Raw genomic sequence first — 17,949 nt, forward strand, 5'->3', positions numbered from 1 at the left:
TACTGTTTCATCCGCATTTTACGACATTGGAAGTCATTGTTCATCAGATACAAGCCATTTCATTCTTAACAAGCACGATTTGCTTTATTTTTGCGTTTCATTTGCAAAAATCATCGACTTTGGGATTTCGTCTCATCCTTTTTATCTTTTTGGTCTCCTGTGTTATCAAAATAGCCGCACAAGCTGACAGTGGGAAAGTCACGGTCATCCATGCAGATATTTGGAAGTTTGAACGATTTGATGGTAAAGAATACCAGTATTTGAGTCACGATGTATTGGTTCAGCATAAACAGACTTACCTGCTTTGCGATTCTGCGATTATCCTCGACAACAAAGTTAAAGCAGTGGGTCATGTGAGAATTGTTGAAGGCGATAGTCTGCAAATTTTTGGGGATACTCTTTATTATGATGGCGATAAGCTTGAAGCTGACTTTACGGGTAAGGTAGTCTTAAGGCATCGAGATAGACAGCTGTTTACCAATAGGTTGCGGTATGATTTGAGGAGTAGAATTGCCAGTTATTCACAATCCGCCCTCCTGACCAGTGGAAGTACACATTTGACCAGTAAGAAAGGCTATTATCACGCACGGGAGGAACAAGCTTTTTTCAAAGACTCCGTGATTGTACTACTCAAAGACAGTATGCAGCTGTTGGCGGATTCATTGGTATATCAAGCGAAAAAGCAAATCGTTGTTTTCACCGGCCCAACAGCCATACGCAAAGGGGAATTGAAAATTTATACTGAAGCTGGTTATTACGACACTCAGAAAGAGCAATCCGAGTTCAGGAATAACCCGCAGTACACAAACGGAGGCCAGAAAGCAGATGCGGAGGTCATTCGTTACGATACACGCAATGGCGTCATTACTTTGAAGAACAATGCCTGGATTCGGGATAGTCTAAAGGAAGCCAGAGGAGACAGTATCTATTTTAATGAAATCACCAATTGGGTATACATCATAGGCAATTCCATGTATAAGGAAGGTGAAAGGACCCTGAAAGGGGACACGATTCAATTCAATCGTAAGACATCTTCACTTTTGATGACAGGTAGGTCAGAAGTATTGGAAGGAGCAAGGACGATAATCTCGGACAGATTGGACTATCAATCTGTTACAGATTCCGGACTAGCCACAGGGCGGGTGGAGGTTAGAGATACGATAGCCAATTATTCTTTGTTTGCCGATACACTCATTTATCACAAGCAGAACCAATATTTTAAAGCACTTGGGCATAGACCTTATCTGGCTACAGTCCTTGATCAAGATTCTTTATATCTGGCGGCAGATCAACTCAGTTCTGAGATTCGATATTATCTAACGGATTCCTCACGAGTGCTTAATGCAGACGGAAACGTTTTGGTATGGTCCCACAATCTCCAAGCGAAGTGTGATTCCGTATTTTTTGAAAGTCGAGATTCTACTTTTCATCTGCTGGGAGACCCTGTAATGTGGGCGGATACCACTCAGTTTTCAGGAGATACTGTCTGGTTATTGCTCAAAAACAATTCCCTTGATGAAATAACCATGCGTCCAAAGGCGTTTATTTTAAATGACTCTAGGGATAGTTTGATTAGTCAGGTTAAAGGAAGGGAAATCATCGCTGTGTTTAATCAAAAAAAGCTTCATCAAATGTTTGTCACCGGAAATGCAGAGTCAGTTTATTTTCTTCAAGATGACACCAAAGAATACATTGGAACTAATTATATCCAATGCAGTAGAATGAACCTGCATTTTACACCAGATCAAAAAGTATCACATATAGATTTTTATATCAAGCCGAGTGGACAGCTGCTGCCTGTACAAGATGGAAAGTCAAAAGTTCTGGAAGGATTTAGACCCAGACTCAATGAAAAACCTATATCTTTAAAACAAATCATCCAATAATATTATGAAATCATTTAAATTAATCATATTGTTTTCAGGCATCGTACTTCTTATGTCATGCAAGAAACAATGTGATTTTACTGATTCGGATCTAAGCGAATGTGTTCAACAAAGACTAGAGGAATTCAAGGGTTTGGGGGATGCCCACAGCTTTGCTCTTTACAGATTTAGAGAGAAAAATTGGTACTTTCTGGACAGACAACATGCAGCAGTGGACGGTGCTGATTATTTTATTGATTCTAAATGTGATACAGTATGCCTGATCTGCGGAGAGTGCCAACCACCTGTTTGTTCGGAAGAAGTTGTTTTTGTCAGAGATATCTGGAAAAAATAGTGTTTCTATGATTTGACCAAATCACGGATAGAGGATATCACAATTTTTGTTTAGGCTTTATTTTGTTTAATATTTTTGGATGTTATCTTAAACAAAATCATTTTTAGTTTATTAGATTGGGTACGTTTGGGATCCCAACGAGAATAAATAAAGTATGAAAGTAGTGATTATTGGCGGTGTTGCAGGGGGAGCTAGCGCTGCAGCAAGGTTGCGTCGAATGGACGAAAACGCAGAAATCGTTCTGATTGAGAAGTCAGCATATATATCTTATGCAAACTGCGGATTACCCTATTACATAGGTGGCGTGATACATGATAGACAAAAATTATTTGTACAAACGCCCTCCTCGTTCAGGCAGAGGTTCCAAATTGATGCGCGGATTAGTAGTGAAGTAATTCGTATCGATCGAGACAGAAAATCGGTATTGATCAAGAATCTGAATTCTGAAGAGACCTACGAGGAGCATTATGATAAATTGATTTTATCACCAGGTGCTGAGCCTATCAGACCACCATTACCCGGTCTTCAACTTCCGGGAGTGTTTACACTCCGCAATGTTGCTGACACAGATGCAATCAAAAAATTTACTGAGGGAAAGTCTAATGCGAAAGCAGTAGTCATAGGAGCTGGATTTATTGGACTTGAAATGGCAGAAAATCTACATCATCTTGGCATGCATGTTAGTGTAGTAGAAATGGCGTCACAGATCTTAGCACCTGTAGATTTTGCGATCGCAGCAATCGCCCAGCAACATTTAAGACACAAAGGTCTGGACCTTTATCTCAATACCTCTATGACCGGAATCCGCCTAGAGGATTCCCATTTATTTGTCGATTTGAAGGAAAAAGAATCCCTAGAAGCTGATATAGTCATCCTCAGCATTGGAGTCAGAGCGGATACCCAGTTGGCTCAGAGCTCCGGACTTGAATTAGGTCCGACCAAGGCTATCAAAGTAAATGAGTATTTACAAACCTCGGATCCGGATATTTATGCTTTGGGAGATGCTATTGAATTTGATCATCCGATCCTTCACAAATCCATGCCTACATACCTTGCTGGACCAGCCAATAAACAGGGTAGAATCGTTGCAGATAATATAATCTTCGGAAATCAATCCAAATACAAAGGCGCTATTGGCACTGCTATCGTGAAGCTCTTTGATTTAACGATTGCAACTTCAGGTGTGGCTTCCAAGCATCTGAAAATAGCTCAGGTACCACATATAGTATCAACAACTCACAGCGCTTCACATGCAACATACTATCCCGGGTCACATCTGATGAGTATTCAATTGGCAGTTTCACAGTTGGATGGTAGATTGTTGGGTGCACAAGCTATCGGGGTTCAGGGAGTGGACAAACGGATAGATGTGCTGGCCACTGCTGTCCAGAGAGGAGCTTCTATTGAAGAACTGACAGAATTCGAACACGCTTATGCGCCTCCATACTCTTCAGCAAAAGATCCGGTGAACATGGCAGCATTCGTAGCACAAAACAGATTAACAGGCAAAAGCAAAGCCATCACATGGGATGAATTGAAACTCAGACCAAATGAATCCCAGCTTGTGGATGTACGTACCCGGGCTGAATTTGAAAAAGGCCATATACCACAAGCCCTTCACATTCCAATTGACGAACTGCGGGACAGAATCTCAGAATTGGATCCGAATAAACCGGTGATCGTTTACTGTCAAGTGGGGTTGCGCGGATATTTATCAGAGAGGATCTTGCGGCAAAGAGGTTTTACAGACGTGATCAACTTGGCCGGCGGCTACTATTCCTGGAGTTTCTGTGATAAGGAATTGCAGATTACTTAATTAGTTCTGTGGATTGAGCCAAGATTGTTGGCTAACATTCCAACTTATTCATTCCTTGAAAGGAACGGAACCAAGTATGTATCAAACAATTCAAATTATAATTTTTTCCAATATCTAATTTACTATTGCAATTATCCCTGAATTCAAATTCAATTAGCTGCGCAATAGATCTTCGAGTCTTTATTTATGATCAAGGGGGAAATGAATCTTAATTGACAGATATTTATTTCAAAAAATGCTTGAGGTTAATCACTTCTTGAGAGGTCAAATGCCTATACTTACCGCGTGGTAAATTTTTTTTAGTTAAACCAGCATAATAGACGCGATCCAGTTTTTCAACTTGATAATTGAGATTCTCAAAAATCCTTCTGATGATTCGATTTTTTCCTGAGTGTATCTCAATTCCTATTTCATTTTTTTTGCCATCTACATAACTGATTCCATCCACTTTTGCTTTTCCATCTTCTAGTATTAAGCCTTCAGATATTTTTTGAAAATCAGGGACAGAAAGATTTTTGTGTAAAACTACATGGTATATTTTTTTGACTTGAAAAGATGGATGTGCTAATTTTTGTGATAATTCACCATCATTTGTCAAAAGCAGAAGACCCGTAGTATTTCGATCTAATCTGCCAACAGGATATACGCGTTCTTTGACGCTGCTAGAGACCATATCCAAGACGGTTTTGCGGTTTTTTTCGTCTTTGGAAGTTGTAACCGTGTTTTTAGGCTTATTTATGAGAATATATACTTTTTTCTCTTCGGGAGTGATCAAATTTCCCTGGTAAAAAATTTTGTCTTTCGATTGGACAATATATGATGGATTGAGTTCCACCTGCTTGTTAACCAAAATCAATCCTTTTTTGACAAGTTCAGCAGCTTCCCTTCTGGAACATATGCCACAATGTGCGACGTATTTATTCAGTCGCATCAATTCATCTTTAGGTGCAGACACTTTGACGGAAGCTGTCCGCTGTTTTTTTTCTCTTGGAGGCTTAGAATGGAACGTAGTCATCATCGTTGAGTTTGGAAGGTTTAATCATCACCTGCATACTATCTTGGAATCCTCCTCCCATGGAAGAAAAGCTACTTTCTGCAGGCAAGAACTTCGCATAATCCGAGACAAATTTCAAGAAAATACTGCCCACTGAACCATTCCTGTGCTTGGCAATGATGAGTTCTGTATACCCTTTGGGCACCTCAGGCATATCAGCGGCGTTATCCCAATAATCTGGTCTGTGGATGAACAGAACCATATCGGCATCTTGCTCTATCGCTCCTGACTCTCTCAGATGCGAAAGTTGCGGACGTTTACTACCATGCATTTCAGCAGCACGATTGAGCTGTGACAAAGCTATTACTGGGATATTGAGCTCTTTGGCCAGGCTTTTTAATGCTCTTGATATAGACGAAATTTCTTGTTCTCTCGACCCGCGTTTGTCATTGGTACCCAGCGTCATCAATTGTAAGTAGTCGATGATGATCAAACTGACATTGTGATGTTGGTGGAGTCTTCTGCATTTGGCCCTCAGCTCGAAAATATTAAGTGAAGGAGTATCGTCGATATAGATAGGTACTTCACTCAATTCTTGAATGGCGTGGTGGATTCCCGTCCACTCATCGTCAGAAAGCTTTCCACTTCTCAAACTCGATCCGTTGACCTCGGCATGCATAGATATAAGACGATTCACTAGTTCCAGATTGTTCATCTCCAGAGAGAAGAGCGCAACCGGTTTTTTGTAATCCATGGCTGCATTTTTGGCTAAAGCCAAAGTAAAACTGGTTTTTCCCACACCTGGTCTTGCAGCTACAATGATTAAGTTTGATTTTTGCCAACCGGAAGTGATTTTATCCAAATCGGGGAAGCCAGAAGGAACACCCACTACTTGATCCGCATTTTGCGACAATATTTCAAGTTGCTTTTGTGCCTGATAGGCCAATGAGCCAACACTTTCATATCCTCTTCTCAGGTTTTTGTCGGTGATGGCATATAAGTTTTGTTCAGCACTGTCGAGCATGTCAAAGACATCTTTGCTGTCCTCAAATGCGTCTTTGATGACTAGTGTTGACACTCGAATAAGTTCACGTTGAAGATATTTCTGGGAGACAATCCGCGCATAATGTCCCACATTTGCAGAAGAACTCACCTTATTGGAAAGTTCCAAAATAAAAGGCACTCCCCCCACTTCTTCCAAAGTTTGAGTTTTGCGCAACTGCTCTGTGACAGAAAGCACATCAATAGGCTGAGTCATGTTAAACAGTGTCATCATGGCTGCAAATATTTTCTGATGCACAGGTTTATAAAAAGACTCCGGTCTGAGAACTTCCAGCGCTTCGTTGATGGCATTTTTATCCAGCATGATTGCTCCAAGAACGGCCTCTTCCATATCATTGGCCTGCGGTTGAATTCTCTCGTATGCAATGTTTGAAAAATCAGCCGATTGTTGCTGTCTTCCAGATCCTGAGATAGGTCTCAAGGTATTTTTTATCGGCTCTGCCATATATTCGTCTTGCTTGCGCTTGCAAAATTAGACTTAATCAAATGATCTACAATTTACATATGTTTTACAACAAAATGAAAAACAGTTGATAAAGTGTTGAAAACTTGTGGATAATTAATCAGCAATATTCGCACAATTTCTTTACACATTACAAGAAATTGCAATATAATTAAAGGAGATTAATCAGAAGTTGATAATCAAACAGATAGTGATTATTACCTTGCGATAAAATACATTTCTCAGCTGTACCAGTTTAGCCTCTGAAAGCGATAATTTCTGGTGATAAGTTTTACAGGAGCAAGAACATGTGAAAAAATATTTTATATATTATTTATCTTAATATATTACTTGCTCTTACCAATTTCAGATAACTTTTTTTGGACCATTTCTACTGTTTTCATTTGGGTATTGATATCGATCTGTGCTTTCTCTTGGTCTTTGCCATTTTGGACGATATTCATTTCGGCTTTTTTGATTTTATCCTTGGCAACCTCTATATCTTTATTATATCCATCCAAATCTCGTTTTAGTTTTTCCAGATTTTTCTCATATTTTTTTAATTGGTCCTTCTCATTGTCAAGCTCAATTCTTGTTTTTTCCCTTTGAACTTCATAGGCAAACTCCTGAATGAACTCTTCCGCGGATTTCGCTTCTTTAGGGTTGTCTATTGAGTTGATAAAACCGTTTTTATTATCAAAAAATACAGCTATAGAGTTATTTTCTATTGCGGTATAAATATCCATAGCATTCTCTCCATTGATCGTTTTGATCACTGCGCCTTCGATAAAAATTTCGTCTGCTTTTTTATTTTCCTTTGTTTTGCCATAGTCCTTGGTGAACTTTTTCCACTGTTTTTCAATGAACTTATCCTCAGTATCTGGAAGGGAAATAGAAAATCCGTTTTGGATTCCAAGGCTCATTTGTTTTTTAGCTTGAGCTACCTGTCCTAAAAGACCAGTACCTGAAAGGATTGAGAAACATGCGATAAAAGTCAATAATGTAAATTTTTTCATTTTTTGGTGGATTTAATTGTTGAATGTTTTTTAGACGAAATAACAGCCCAAAAAACACAATTTTGAGGCCGAAAATTCACTTTTACACTAAAATTTGTCTATTCTGTCTAAATTTCGACCATCAGGAAGCCCCAAGTGCATAACTTTGAAATCTGAATTGATTTATGAATAATCTCCTTCTTGACCTTCGATCAGTAATTAAAGAATATCAAAGTGCCCGTGCAGTCGATCAGGTGAGTTTTAGCTTATCGACAGGCTGTGTTACTGGACTCCTGGGGCCTAATGGCGCAGGAAAAACCAGTCTGATACGCATTATCACAGGAATCACCAGACCCGATTCAGGCCAGGTTCTGCTTTCAGGCGTGCCTGTACAGGATATCACTGACCCATCTATAGGCTATATGCCGGAGGAACGTGGTTTGTACAAGAAAATGAAAGTAGGTGAACAGCTGGTGTATTTGTGTAGGCTTCGGGGCTTGTCCGCAAAAGATGCGGAACGAGAAGTTGTGAGCTGGATGAAGAAATTTGAAATTACCAGCTGGTGGAATAAACGGATTGACGAATTGTCGAAAGGCATGTCCCAAAAAGTCCAGTTTATTGCCACAGTAGCGCACAGGCCAAACTTGATTATTCTGGATGAACCTTTTTCAGGATTGGATCCTATCAATACCCAGATGATCAAACAGGAAATTGCCCATCTAAAGCATCAGGGTGTAGCCATTTTGTTTTCAACGCACAGGATGGAACAGGTAGAGGAAATGTGCGATGAAATCGTATTGATCAACAAAGGCAAGATTATCCTCCAAGGCGAAGTAAATCAACTGAAAAAAGCATTTAGAGAATCAAAATATGACCTGAAGACGGAGGCAAGCCTTGATCCCATTATAATTGATAAATATAAGTTAGAGACTTATGCTCCTCAATCATACTATTTCAAAAGCGAAGGAATTCCGGCAACTCAATTGTTATTGGAAGTGATCCAGTCAGGTGTTGAAATTTCAGAATTTAAAGATATTCTACCAACGTTCAATGAGATATTTATTCGCCTTGTAAACAACGCCAACCATGAATAAAATAGGGCTTATCATTGCAAGAGAGTACTTGACCAGAGTAAGGGATAAGAAATTCCTTATCACCACTCTCATCACTCCTCTTGTGCTATTACTTTTCTTTTTGACGGTTGGATGGATATTTAGTTATGAAAGCGCTCGGGATTATCATATTGAAGTAATCAATCAAAGTGGTGTGGGAGTCAAGCTTCCCGAGAATAAGGCAAACTTAAACTTCCATTTGTCTGATAAAACCCTGGACCAATTGAAGTCAGAGTATCAAAACGGTAAATCCGACGGTATATTGGTACTGCCTAGATTTTCAGGAGTCGATGTGAAAGACTATACAACATATTATTACTCGGATGACGCTTTAGACATTGTAATAGAGAAAGATGTGCAAAAAGTTCTTGAAAAATCATTTCGGGATGAAAAATCCAGAATCCTACAGATTGACCCAGAAAATTTAAAAAAGCTGGATTTAAATCTGACCCTAGATCCGGAGCCCATTGCGCTTGATCAAAGAGACCGCACTGCCTCTACTGGTAAAATCGCAATGGTTCTTGGAGGTGTGATGGGTTACATTATTTTCATCGTCATCATCTTGTATGGAGCGATGTTGATGCGATCAGTATCTGAGGAGAAAACCAACCGAATAGTTGAGTTGGTGATTTCATCAGTCAAACCAACACAATTGATGTTAGGAAAAATTACAGGAGTAGGATTAGTAGGAATCACCCAGTTGTTGATCTGGATGGTTTTGATTCCAATTATTATGACGATTGGCACACAACTTACAGGACTCAATCCTGATGAAGTACAGACTATGTCAGGTGATTTGGCGGGTGCAAAGTCTCAAATCAATGAATTTGAAATTCAGTCTGTATTTCATGAAATCTTTCAATTGAATTGGTTCAAGATCTTCTTCCTGTTTATTTTGTACTTTATTGGTGGCTATTACATTTACGCATCTCAATTTGCAGCTCTGGGTGCTGCTATGGGAGATGATACATCTGATTCCCAATCTTACACATTGATCGTCACGATGCCCATTGTGTTGTCGATATACATTATGTTTCAAGCAATACGGCTTCCTGAAAGCAACTTGGCATTCTTTGCTTCCATTTTCCCATTGTTTTCACCTATTGTGATGCCTGCATTACTCGCTTTTGATCCACCTTGGTGGCAGATAATTTTGTCAGTTGCAATCCTGTGTGCATTTGCGATATTTATGATTTGGTTGTCAGGAAAAATATATAGAACAGGAATATTGATGTATGGTAAAAAAGCAAGTTTTAAAGAACTGGCAAAGTGGATATGGGCAAAAAATTAATTAGTCCGAAAGAAAAAACCTGATATCCCCAAAAGAAAAAATTTTCTGCAAGCCAGAGATTTCCACGTTAATCTGCCCGGTTGGTAATACGTCGATTATTTTTATTTGGTCGATTTTTTTCCCATTAATTTCAGCTGTCAAATATTCATTTGATCCGTATAAGTGTTTTCTGTAAAGATTCATGAAAATATCCTGAGGGCCGTTTTTCAATAAATTGAGCCTTTCAAGAAATACATTCATGAATTGTTTTAAAATTTTCATGCGATCAAAACTTTGATTGGTCAGTATTTTGAGGGACGTCGCTTTGTCCAAAGACTGAAAATCTGTCTGATCCACATTCAGTCCGATACCAATCACTGACCAGCTTAATTTGTAATCGCGAATGCTGTTTTGGATAAGTATTCCAGCCAATTTGGAATGATTGGCAATCAAGTCGTTTGGCCATTTAATTTGGAGAGTAATCGATTGGCTCAAAAGCGGAAAAACACATTCCCACAGTGCGCAGGAAGCCAAAAGCTGGAGATCGAAGATTCGGTCTAAGGGGAGCCAGTCAGAAGAGAAACATACAGAAAATAGGAGGTTTTTCCCAGCCTCACTCTGCCACTTTCTGCCATATTGTCCCCTCCCGGCTGTCTGTTCGTCAGCAAATACAACAAAAATCCCTTCAGGCTCACTTTTTGATATAATGTCTATAGCAAAATCATTGGTTGAGCTTGTCTTGCTGAGGTGGATTAAATTATAGTTAAATTCGTCTCTTTGACCGATAAGATGATCTAAATTCAATAGTTTTGTGTTTAATCAAATTATAAATTCGTTCAAACCTTATTCATTTGCCTAAAGCGAAACAAAATTCTGCCACTTCCCATCCGGGAAATCAAGAACAAGCTTTTTTAGAACTCATCATTGACAGTATTCAGGACATCAAAGGTAAAAATATACTTTTGCTTGATCTCACAGCTCTTCATGATGCACCTGCAAAGTACTTTGTGATCTGTGAGGGCGAAAGCTCAACCCAAATTAAAGCCATTGCAAACAATGCCTATCGCAGAGCAAAAGACGAAGCTAAAGTAAAAGCCGCTCATATCGAAGGACAACCGGGAGCAAAATGGGTTTTAGTTGATTTTTTTGACGTGGTGCTCCACGTCTTTGATAAAGAAACAAGATCCTATTATGACTTGGAAGATTTGTGGAGTGACGCAAGCTTCAGGCAATACCAAAATTTATAGAAGGCCGCAACACTGAACTAAAACCAGGCGTTCTTTATTTATTAAAACCATATCAAATAATCAATGGAACAAGATCAGAATCCACAACCACCACGCAAAAACGGCAATGGATTTAATGCATACTGGATCTATGGCATACTCTTTCTTGCAATCATAGGAGTCAATTTATTTTATTTTGCTAACCCCGGAGGAGGTCAACTCACGATCAACCGCTTTGACCTTATGGCAAAGCAAGGCGATATTGAAAAAATAGAGATTTCAAATAACAAATATGCGAGCATCTTCCTCCGTAAAGAAGCATTAGGGAAACCCGAATATGAGGATGCAGTGAAATCCAGTTTTAACGATCGAGCGCATTATATTTTTAACATTGGCCCGGCAGAAAATTTTTCGGAGCGTGTCGACAAAATCAACGAAACACTCCCCACAAAAATGGATATCGTCTATGAGGATAGACAGAATTGGTTAAGTCCAATTTTACAGTTTTTAATACCATTTCTCATTATTTTAGGTATCTGGATGTTCGTCATGAGACGTATGAGTGGAGGCGGCTCCGGACCTGGAGGTCAGATATTCAATATAGGCAAATCCAAGGCAACTTTGTTTGAAAAGAACCAGAATACGAATGTCACATTTGAAGATGTTGCAGGACTTGAGGAAGCGAAAGAGGAAGTGATGGAAGTTGTCGATTTTTTAAAAAATCCTAAAAAATATACCTCTCTGGGTGGTAAAATTCCAAAAGGAGTGCTCCTTGTTGGTCCTCCTGGAACTGGTAAGACCTTGCTAGCCAAAGCGGTAGCAGGCGAAGCCGGAGTGCCCTTTTTCACGATTTCGGGATCTGATTTTGTGGAAATGTTCGTAGGTGTTGGCGCATCCAGAGTCAGGGATTTATTCCGGCAAGCGAGGGAGAAAGCTCCTTGTATCGTATTTATTGATGAAATTGACGCGGTTGGACGTGCAAGAGGAAGAACGCAAATTCAGGGTGGAAATGACGAAAGAGAAAACACCCTCAATCAATTGTTGGTGGAGATGGATGGTTTTTCTACCGATAAAGGAGTAATTCTAATGGCAGCTACCAACCGTCCAGATATATTGGATACTGCTTTGCTGAGACCGGGACGTTTCGACAGACAGATATCCATAGATCCACCGGATCTCAAGGGAAGGGCACAGATTTTTAAAGTGCACCTGAAAAAACTTAAACTTTCTCCGGAGGTTACGCCTGAAGTATTGGCAGAAATGACTCCTGGATTTGCCGGAGCAGAAATAGCCAATGTGTGCAATGAGGCTGCTCTCGTGGCAGCTCGTCGAAACAAAACAGAAATCGCATTAGACGATTTTAATTATGCTTTGGATAGGGTGATTGGTGGTCTCGAAAAGAAAAATAAGCTGATCTCTCCGGAAGAAAAACAAGTGATCGCATATCATGAAGCGGGGCATGCGATTTGTGGCTGGTATTTGCAATATGCGTCCCCATTGGTGAAAGTAACTATAGTGCCTCGTGGAATTGGAACATTGGGTTATGCCCAGTATCTACCAAAAGAAGAGTATATCACTCGGACAGATGCTCTATTGGACAGAGTATGTATGACTATGGGTGGCAGAGCAGCCGAAAAAATCATCTTTGACAAAATTTCCACAGGTGCACAGAGCGATCTGGATCAGGTTACCAAAATGGCCTACAGCATGATTTCTGTATATGGAATGAACGATAAAGTTGGAAATGTATCTTTTTATGGAATGGCTCAGGAAAATTTCCAGCGTCCTTACAGCGAAGAAACTGCAAAGTTGATGGATCAGGAAGTGCGCCAACTCATCGAAGAACAATATCAACGTGCGCAGGAATTACTATTGGAGCGCAAAGTAGAATTGGAAACATTGGCTCAACAATTACTGCACAAAGAAGTATTGCTGAAATCTGACGTAGAGCGTTTGATCGGCCCATCACCTTATCATAAAGACAAACACCAAGAGCCTGTCCCACATAGTGGGCAGCATGTATCAGATGAAAAGCCTGGTACAGGAATAGAAAACGTGGATTAAATAATTGAACAAGAATATAAAGATTGACTGTACAACAGTCAATAGTGCTAGATTCGAGGTAATAAAATTCAAATATTACCGATGAGATCTGTTCAGACGCAATATGACCTTAATATCGAGGCTTTGTTCTATTTAGGATTCGTAAGCTTAGTATTTTTTATACAATACTTTAATCTAGTTAATTGGGCTTCGACTTGTTTCCTTAATAATTGATCCGATTAAAATCTAAGAGTACTCAAAGTTTACTCTCAAAAGTGCAATCGCAATGCCGAGCAAAGTTTTGCTCGGTTCCCTCATTATCCAGTGAAATCCTTCACTCGATAATCGCTTTGCGAAACCATTTCGGTCAGATCCTAGCTCTTGATTTTATAGGCCATATGATTCTCAAAAAGATCCCAAAGTAAAATTGGAATTAAAATTTATTTTTCCACATCATACTTTCGATAGGTCTATCGGTTCTTTCCGTGTATTTCGCATTAGATTTAGAATGATATAAGTTGGATATATTGCCCTCTACAGCGAAGTAAATGAGTTGGCCGATGGGCATGCTTTTATAAATTCGGACAGGCTGCACACAGCTGATCTCCAAAGTCCAGGTATTGCAGAATCCAACGTCACCCTTACCGGCTGTCGCATGTATGTCAATACCCAGGCGTCCTACACTGGATTTTCCTTCTAAAAATGGGACGGCATTATGGGTTTCTGTGTATTCCATGGTAACGCCAAGGTAGAGGACACCAGGTTGAATGACATAACCTTCATCAGGAATCTCAAAATATCTAATTTTATTGTGATGTTTAGCATCAAGCTCAGCTGCTTCATAGACTGCAAGCGTGCCTCCCAAGTGGACGTCGTATGAATTCGTTCCTAGACAGTTTTGATCATAGGGTATAATAACAATCTGTTTTTTTTCGATGGATTCAAGTATCTTCTGGTCACTAAAAATCATTGGTCGTATAGATTTGAATTAATAAAAAATAGCAATTTCTTCCAGCTTTTTGCGGTGAATATCAGGCACCTTGGCATTTTGCTCAGGAAATCCGATAGGTATAAGCAAAAACGGTTTTTCGTTTTGAGGTCTTTTCAACAAAGTTTGAAGGAAATTCATAGGACTTGGAGTGTGCGTAAGCGCAACGAGCCCAGCATTGTGAATTGCAGTTATTAAAATGCCACATGCCAGCCCAACGGATTCGTGTACGTAATAGTTTTTAGAACCGCTCCCGTTTTCCAGAATGTCGTAGTTTTTACGAAAGACAACAATAAGTGCCGGGGCAATTTCAAGAAATGGTTTTTCCCAATTGGTTCCTAAGGGTTCCAGATCTTTGAGCCATTCTTCAGGCATCCTCCCATGGTAATTGTCGTATTCTTCTTTTTCAGCTGCAATGCGAATTTCTCTTTTGATTTCTGGATTTCGGACAACACAAAATGTCCAAGGCTGCTTATTCGCTCCCGATGGTGCTGTGCCTGCAGCAAGGAGAATGTCTCTGATCAAATCATCCGGAATCTCATCTGGGGCGAAGTCACGAACCGTTCTCCTACTATTCATGAATCCATAGAAACTCTTCGCCCTATCCAGCATAGTCTCAACTGGATAGCGCACAGAACAATAATCAATGAATACTTGGGATTTCATAAGTCTCCAAGTTGTGGTCTCATAATGATTTCTTCTACGACTGAATCAGGGCCTAACTGTATAGTTGCGCATATCATTGCCGCAACATCTTCAGCAGGCATAAGTCGGTTTTTGGGTAGATCAACACCTTTCCATGAGTTTGACCAAGTAGCTCCGGGATAAACTGTCACAACACGGATACCATGAGGTTTACATTCTTCTCTGAGGCAAATTGAAAATCCATTCAGAGCAAACTTGCTGATACAATAGTGGCTCCCACCGGGATAGTAATCCAGTCCGGCAATGGAGCACATGTTCACGATGGTCCCAGATTGGCGCTTGATCATTTCAGGCAGTAATGCACGAGTCAAATGGTACACGCTGTAAAAGTTGGTATCCATCATGATCTCTAAATTGTCCTCAATAGGATCTATGATACTACCTTGTAGGAAAATCCCTGCATTGTTGATAAGTACATCAGGCAAGAGACCTGACTTCAAGCAATACTCGCTCAACTTGTTAATTCCCTCCCCTGTCGATATCTCAGATACGCAGATATAAACCTTGAGATTTTGGTTTTTATCCAATAACTCCTTTTGAAGCGAAATCAAATCAACTTCTGTACGCGAGTGTATGATTAGTCCGCTAGCAAAGTCAGCACACTTTAAAGCTGTTGCTCTGCCTATTCCCTTGCCAGCACCTGTGATTAAAATTAGCATGGCGGCAAGTTAAAACAATTCGAATGAGCTCTACTGATGGTTGATGACAATTTTTTCTACCTGCCATGGGCTTTGTATAAAGTAAAATCCTTCAGGCCAAGAATCTGTGGCTATTGTGGATTCCAGAAATTCTTTTGAACTGTAAATTTCATGCCCGAAAACATCCCAAATTCTAAGAGGAAATCCCTTCAGAGTTTTAATAGAAGGATCAAATAAAAAGTGAATCTGTTTTGAAGCAGGATTTGGATACACACGAAACTGTTGTATCTCTGAATTTATATTGATTTCCGTCCCCTCTGTTAAGCTGAAAGTGTTCAGATCGGGACCAATGTAAATTTCGTTTGCGAATTCAGGATTTAAATGCAAGGGTGTTGAAGGATTTGTAACATCAGCTGAATAAACAAAATAAAACATTGCCTTGTCGGGATCTACTTTTAAATCATTTCCCGTGCTATAACTTAAAGTAATGCTTCTCGAAGCTTGATCCAGAAATACTCCTTCTTCGTCATCTATAGCTGAAATTAATTCAAAATTGTCGATAGCCGGATCAATATCCCATTTTGATTGAATTCCTTGATAATTTGAAATACTCCTCAACTTTACAGGCATGATCATTCGTCCATCAGATTGTTTTTTTGGTATGCCATAAATGATCCTATAGTCATTTGCACCGCTAGTTCTGCTTTGACCGGAATAGAGATTGTTGTCTCTGTAACTCAAATCCATATCTCCTAATTTGAGAGCAAGTACGTCTGCATTTTGTCTAGGGAAGTTGCTTATACTAAGTCCCTTGAACAAGATCGAATTAAGAGTCTGATAAGGTTTGATTACACTCTCCCAATCGGGTCTAAGAAAATACCAAGAAGGTACAGCTGAAAAATTGAGCTTAATACCAAGGATCAATCTTCGAATTTCAGATATGTCTGATGCGGTGATATTGTAATTATAGTTGACATCTGCAGCTATATACCTCAGAGTATCTTCAAGCTTTTTGATACCCAAAATATGTTTTTGGATAATGACAATATCTTTAGTACTGACTCCATTCAATGCTTCAGAGTTTTTACTAAAGCTAAATTCATGAAAACCCGTTTTGATCTTGTCCAATATATACCCATACTGCAAACCTCCATTTCTTGAGACACAGAATAGTTCAACATTGTCCGCATCTGTTATTTTGATTTCATCGGGATAAACTCGATATCCATTGAGGGTTTGAATTCTTCCTCCGATATCTGCGCGAATTGACATTGACTGCAGTTCGAAAGTCAGTACACTGGAACACTTGTTCGCATCCGTGACAGTGACCATATAAATGCCTGATTCAAGTTGATGGCGACTATTGGATATAGTGCTGTCTGCCCAACGATAGGTGTATGGAGTGAAAGATCCTTTAGCATTCAGCTCAATGAAACCTTCTTTCTCACAGACAGCCTCTGAAAAATGTTGATTTTGATCAAAGGACTGAGCATAGTTGTAAATTGTCACATATGTATTCGCTTTCCTAGTAACATTGGGCAGACACTTGTCTTGAATTGTCCATCTCCTCAACATTCTGACGTCACCGTGACAGTTATTTCCTGAGATCAATGAATCTTTATAACTAATAATCAAGCTGCCGGGGTCTCTGGTCAATCTCAAAATGGTGTTTGTAAAATCAATTCCATCCACATAGTTAATAAAAGTGTCAGGAGTGATGTAAACTGATGTCGCATTCACCCAAGCAATATTGATAGATTGAATGCAGCGCACTTGCTCGCCATCGGCATTGGATACCGTGAAAAATCGAGTAATCACATCTGACTTCGTACGACAATCTCCCCTGCTAAATGCTTCAAAGTAAGTGATGGTAACAGCACCTCCGGTATTGCTGGTCACTTTTGGTGCACCTAAAGTTCCGGTATCTGTACGCATTCCTTCGACGATATTCATCGTTGGAGGACAAGACACTGTCAAGGTTAATGGTGAAGAACTCCAGGCTCCGTTGCATAGAAAAAATATGCCTGTGATCGACATTAAAAATTTACTCATGCTTGCGTCTTTTTAAAGCCCTAATTTACAGTTAAATTGACAGCTTTGCAAGAATGTTGCCTCATCACATTGGGTTTTGACAAATATTCTCATACTTACTAAAGTATAATTTTGCTGATTTGGCATAGTAACAGAATATAATTATTCGCATATAAATATTAAATATGTAAATGCAAAGTTGATTTTATTCGGGTTTACGGTCTATAAGGCTTTTGACTCATGAATTATTGAAAGATATCATCCTTGTTTTCACCATCAAATAGCATTGAATTTGGCTAGAAATTTGTATTTCAACATCCCAAAAAGTATTCGATGGAATCACTGATGTTAATTAATTGTTACGCTAAAAAATAAAACACTAAAAAGTCCGAAATTACAGCTCATTA

At 39.4% G+C, this 17,949-nt stretch carries 15 protein-coding genes; 7 read left to right on the forward strand and 8 right to left on the reverse strand.

Annotated elements, in window-relative coordinates; genetic code table 11:
- Positions 1-101 precede the first annotated feature (101 nt).
- The 3 genes from IPI99_06240 to IPI99_06250 all read left to right on the forward strand — a co-directional run bounded on the left by IPI99_06240 (position 102) and on the right by IPI99_06250 (position 4,036).
- On the forward strand, positions 102-1,886 hold the full coding sequence (locus IPI99_06240) for a hypothetical protein (protein ID MBK7340109.1): 1,785 nt from the start codon (positions 102-104) through the stop codon (positions 1,884-1,886).
- Between the two features lie 4 nt (positions 1,887-1,890).
- Entirely contained in the window at positions 1,891-2,220 is a 330-nt protein-coding gene (locus IPI99_06245; GenBank protein ID MBK7340110.1) for a hypothetical protein, read from the forward strand.
- A 154-nt stretch (positions 2,221-2,374) separates the two neighbouring features.
- The gene (locus IPI99_06250) at positions 2,375-4,036 is read left to right on the forward strand and encodes an FAD-dependent oxidoreductase (protein ID MBK7340111.1); all 1,662 of its coding nucleotides are present in this window, start codon (positions 2,375-2,377) and stop codon (positions 4,034-4,036) included.
- Between the two features lie 223 nt (positions 4,037-4,259).
- Here IPI99_06250 and IPI99_06255 read toward each other — a convergent pair whose 3' ends face one another.
- From IPI99_06255 to IPI99_06265, 3 genes are all read right to left on the reverse strand, one after another.
- A complete protein-coding gene (locus tag IPI99_06255; GenBank protein MBK7340112.1) occupies positions 4,260-5,054 on the reverse strand; it encodes an rRNA pseudouridine synthase in 795 nt (264 codons plus the stop codon).
- Positions 5,032-6,537 carry a replicative DNA helicase gene (gene dnaB, locus IPI99_06260; protein ID MBK7340113.1) on the reverse strand — a complete coding sequence of 502 codons (1,506 nt, stop codon included), beginning with the start codon at positions 6,535-6,537 and terminating at the stop codon, positions 5,032-5,034. The genes IPI99_06255 and dnaB overlap by 23 nt, the downstream gene beginning before the upstream one ends.
- A gap of 344 nt (positions 6,538-6,881) precedes the next feature.
- Complete coding sequence (locus tag IPI99_06265) at positions 6,882-7,550, reverse strand: hypothetical protein (GenBank protein ID MBK7340114.1); 669 nt, start codon at positions 7,548-7,550, stop codon at positions 6,882-6,884.
- A 164-nt stretch (positions 7,551-7,714) separates the two neighbouring features.
- Here IPI99_06265 and IPI99_06270 point away from each other — a divergent pair, with 164 nt between their 5' ends.
- Together IPI99_06270 and IPI99_06275 are read left to right on the forward strand one after the other, a co-directional pair.
- On the forward strand, positions 7,715-8,623 hold the full coding sequence (locus IPI99_06270; GenBank protein MBK7340115.1) for an ATP-binding cassette domain-containing protein: 909 nt from the start codon (positions 7,715-7,717) through the stop codon (positions 8,621-8,623).
- Positions 8,616-9,932: an ABC transporter permease gene (locus tag IPI99_06275; protein ID MBK7340116.1), complete on the forward strand. Its 1,317-nt coding sequence runs from the start codon at positions 8,616-8,618 to the stop codon at positions 9,930-9,932. The genes IPI99_06270 and IPI99_06275 overlap by 8 nt, the downstream gene beginning before the upstream one ends.
- Here the strand turns inward: IPI99_06275 and IPI99_06280 are convergent, their stop codons facing one another.
- Entirely contained in the window at positions 9,933-10,715 is a 783-nt protein-coding gene (locus tag IPI99_06280) for a biotin--[acetyl-CoA-carboxylase] ligase (protein MBK7340117.1), read from the reverse strand.
- Between the two features lie 47 nt (positions 10,716-10,762).
- Between IPI99_06280 and rsfS the strand changes: the two genes are divergently transcribed.
- Together rsfS and ftsH are read left to right on the forward strand one after the other, a co-directional pair.
- Entirely contained in the window at positions 10,763-11,158 is a 396-nt protein-coding gene (rsfS, locus tag IPI99_06285; GenBank protein MBK7340118.1) for a ribosome silencing factor, read from the forward strand.
- Positions 11,159-11,221: 63 nt separating this feature from the next.
- The gene (ftsH, locus tag IPI99_06290; protein ID MBK7340119.1) at positions 11,222-13,201 is read left to right on the forward strand and encodes an ATP-dependent zinc metalloprotease FtsH; all 1,980 of its coding nucleotides are present in this window, start codon (positions 11,222-11,224) and stop codon (positions 13,199-13,201) included.
- Between the two features lie 412 nt (positions 13,202-13,613).
- Here ftsH and IPI99_06295 read toward each other — a convergent pair whose 3' ends face one another.
- Genes IPI99_06295 through IPI99_06310 form a run of 4 tightly spaced genes read right to left on the reverse strand, consistent with a single transcriptional unit; the run spans position 13,614 to position 17,563 of the window.
- Positions 13,614-14,150: a dCTP deaminase gene (locus tag IPI99_06295; protein ID MBK7340120.1), complete on the reverse strand. Its 537-nt coding sequence runs from the start codon at positions 14,148-14,150 to the stop codon at positions 13,614-13,616.
- An 18-nt stretch (positions 14,151-14,168) separates the two neighbouring features.
- Positions 14,169-14,834, reverse strand: coding sequence for a nitroreductase family protein (locus tag IPI99_06300; GenBank protein MBK7340121.1), 666 nt, complete (start codon positions 14,832-14,834; stop codon positions 14,169-14,171).
- The gene (locus IPI99_06305) at positions 14,831-15,532 is read right to left on the reverse strand and encodes an SDR family oxidoreductase (GenBank protein ID MBK7340122.1); all 702 of its coding nucleotides are present in this window, start codon (positions 15,530-15,532) and stop codon (positions 14,831-14,833) included. Before IPI99_06305 ends, IPI99_06300 begins: the two co-directional genes overlap by 4 nt.
- 30 nt (positions 15,533-15,562) lie before the next feature.
- A complete protein-coding gene (locus tag IPI99_06310; protein ID MBK7340123.1) occupies positions 15,563-17,563 on the reverse strand; it encodes a hypothetical protein in 2,001 nt (666 codons plus the stop codon).
- Positions 17,564-17,949: the final 386 nt, after the last annotated feature.

Source organism: Saprospiraceae bacterium, assembly GCA_016710235.1.
Lineage (GTDB): Bacteria > Bacteroidota > Bacteroidia > Chitinophagales > Saprospiraceae > Vicinibacter.

Coding starts and splice junctions, on each gene's coding strand:
- IPI99_06255 (MBK7340112.1), bottom strand. CDS start 5,054: ATGATGACTACGTTCCATTCTAAGCCTCCAAGAGAAAAAAAACAGCGG.
- IPI99_06245 (MBK7340110.1), top strand. CDS start 1,891: ATGAAATCATTTAAATTAATCATATTGTTTTCAGGCATCGTACTTCTT.
- IPI99_06265 (MBK7340114.1), bottom strand. CDS start 7,550: ATGAAAAAATTTACATTATTGACTTTTATCGCATGTTTCTCAATCCTT.
- IPI99_06275 (MBK7340116.1), top strand. CDS start 8,616: ATGAATAAAATAGGGCTTATCATTGCAAGAGAGTACTTGACCAGAGTA.
- ftsH (MBK7340119.1), top strand. CDS start 11,222: ATGGAACAAGATCAGAATCCACAACCACCACGCAAAAACGGCAATGGA.
- IPI99_06250 (MBK7340111.1), top strand. CDS start 2,375: ATGAAAGTAGTGATTATTGGCGGTGTTGCAGGGGGAGCTAGCGCTGCA.
- dnaB (MBK7340113.1), bottom strand. CDS start 6,537: ATGGCAGAGCCGATAAAAAATACCTTGAGACCTATCTCAGGATCTGGA.
- IPI99_06270 (MBK7340115.1), top strand. CDS start 7,715: ATGAATAATCTCCTTCTTGACCTTCGATCAGTAATTAAAGAATATCAA.
- IPI99_06310 (MBK7340123.1), bottom strand. CDS start 17,563: ATGAGTAAATTTTTAATGTCGATCACAGGCATATTTTTTCTATGCAAC.
- IPI99_06305 (MBK7340122.1), bottom strand. CDS start 15,532: ATGCTAATTTTAATCACAGGTGCTGGCAAGGGAATAGGCAGAGCAACA.
- IPI99_06300 (MBK7340121.1), bottom strand. CDS start 14,834: ATGAAATCCCAAGTATTCATTGATTATTGTTCTGTGCGCTATCCAGTT.
- IPI99_06295 (MBK7340120.1), bottom strand. CDS start 14,150: ATGATTTTTAGTGACCAGAAGATACTTGAATCCATCGAAAAAAAACAG.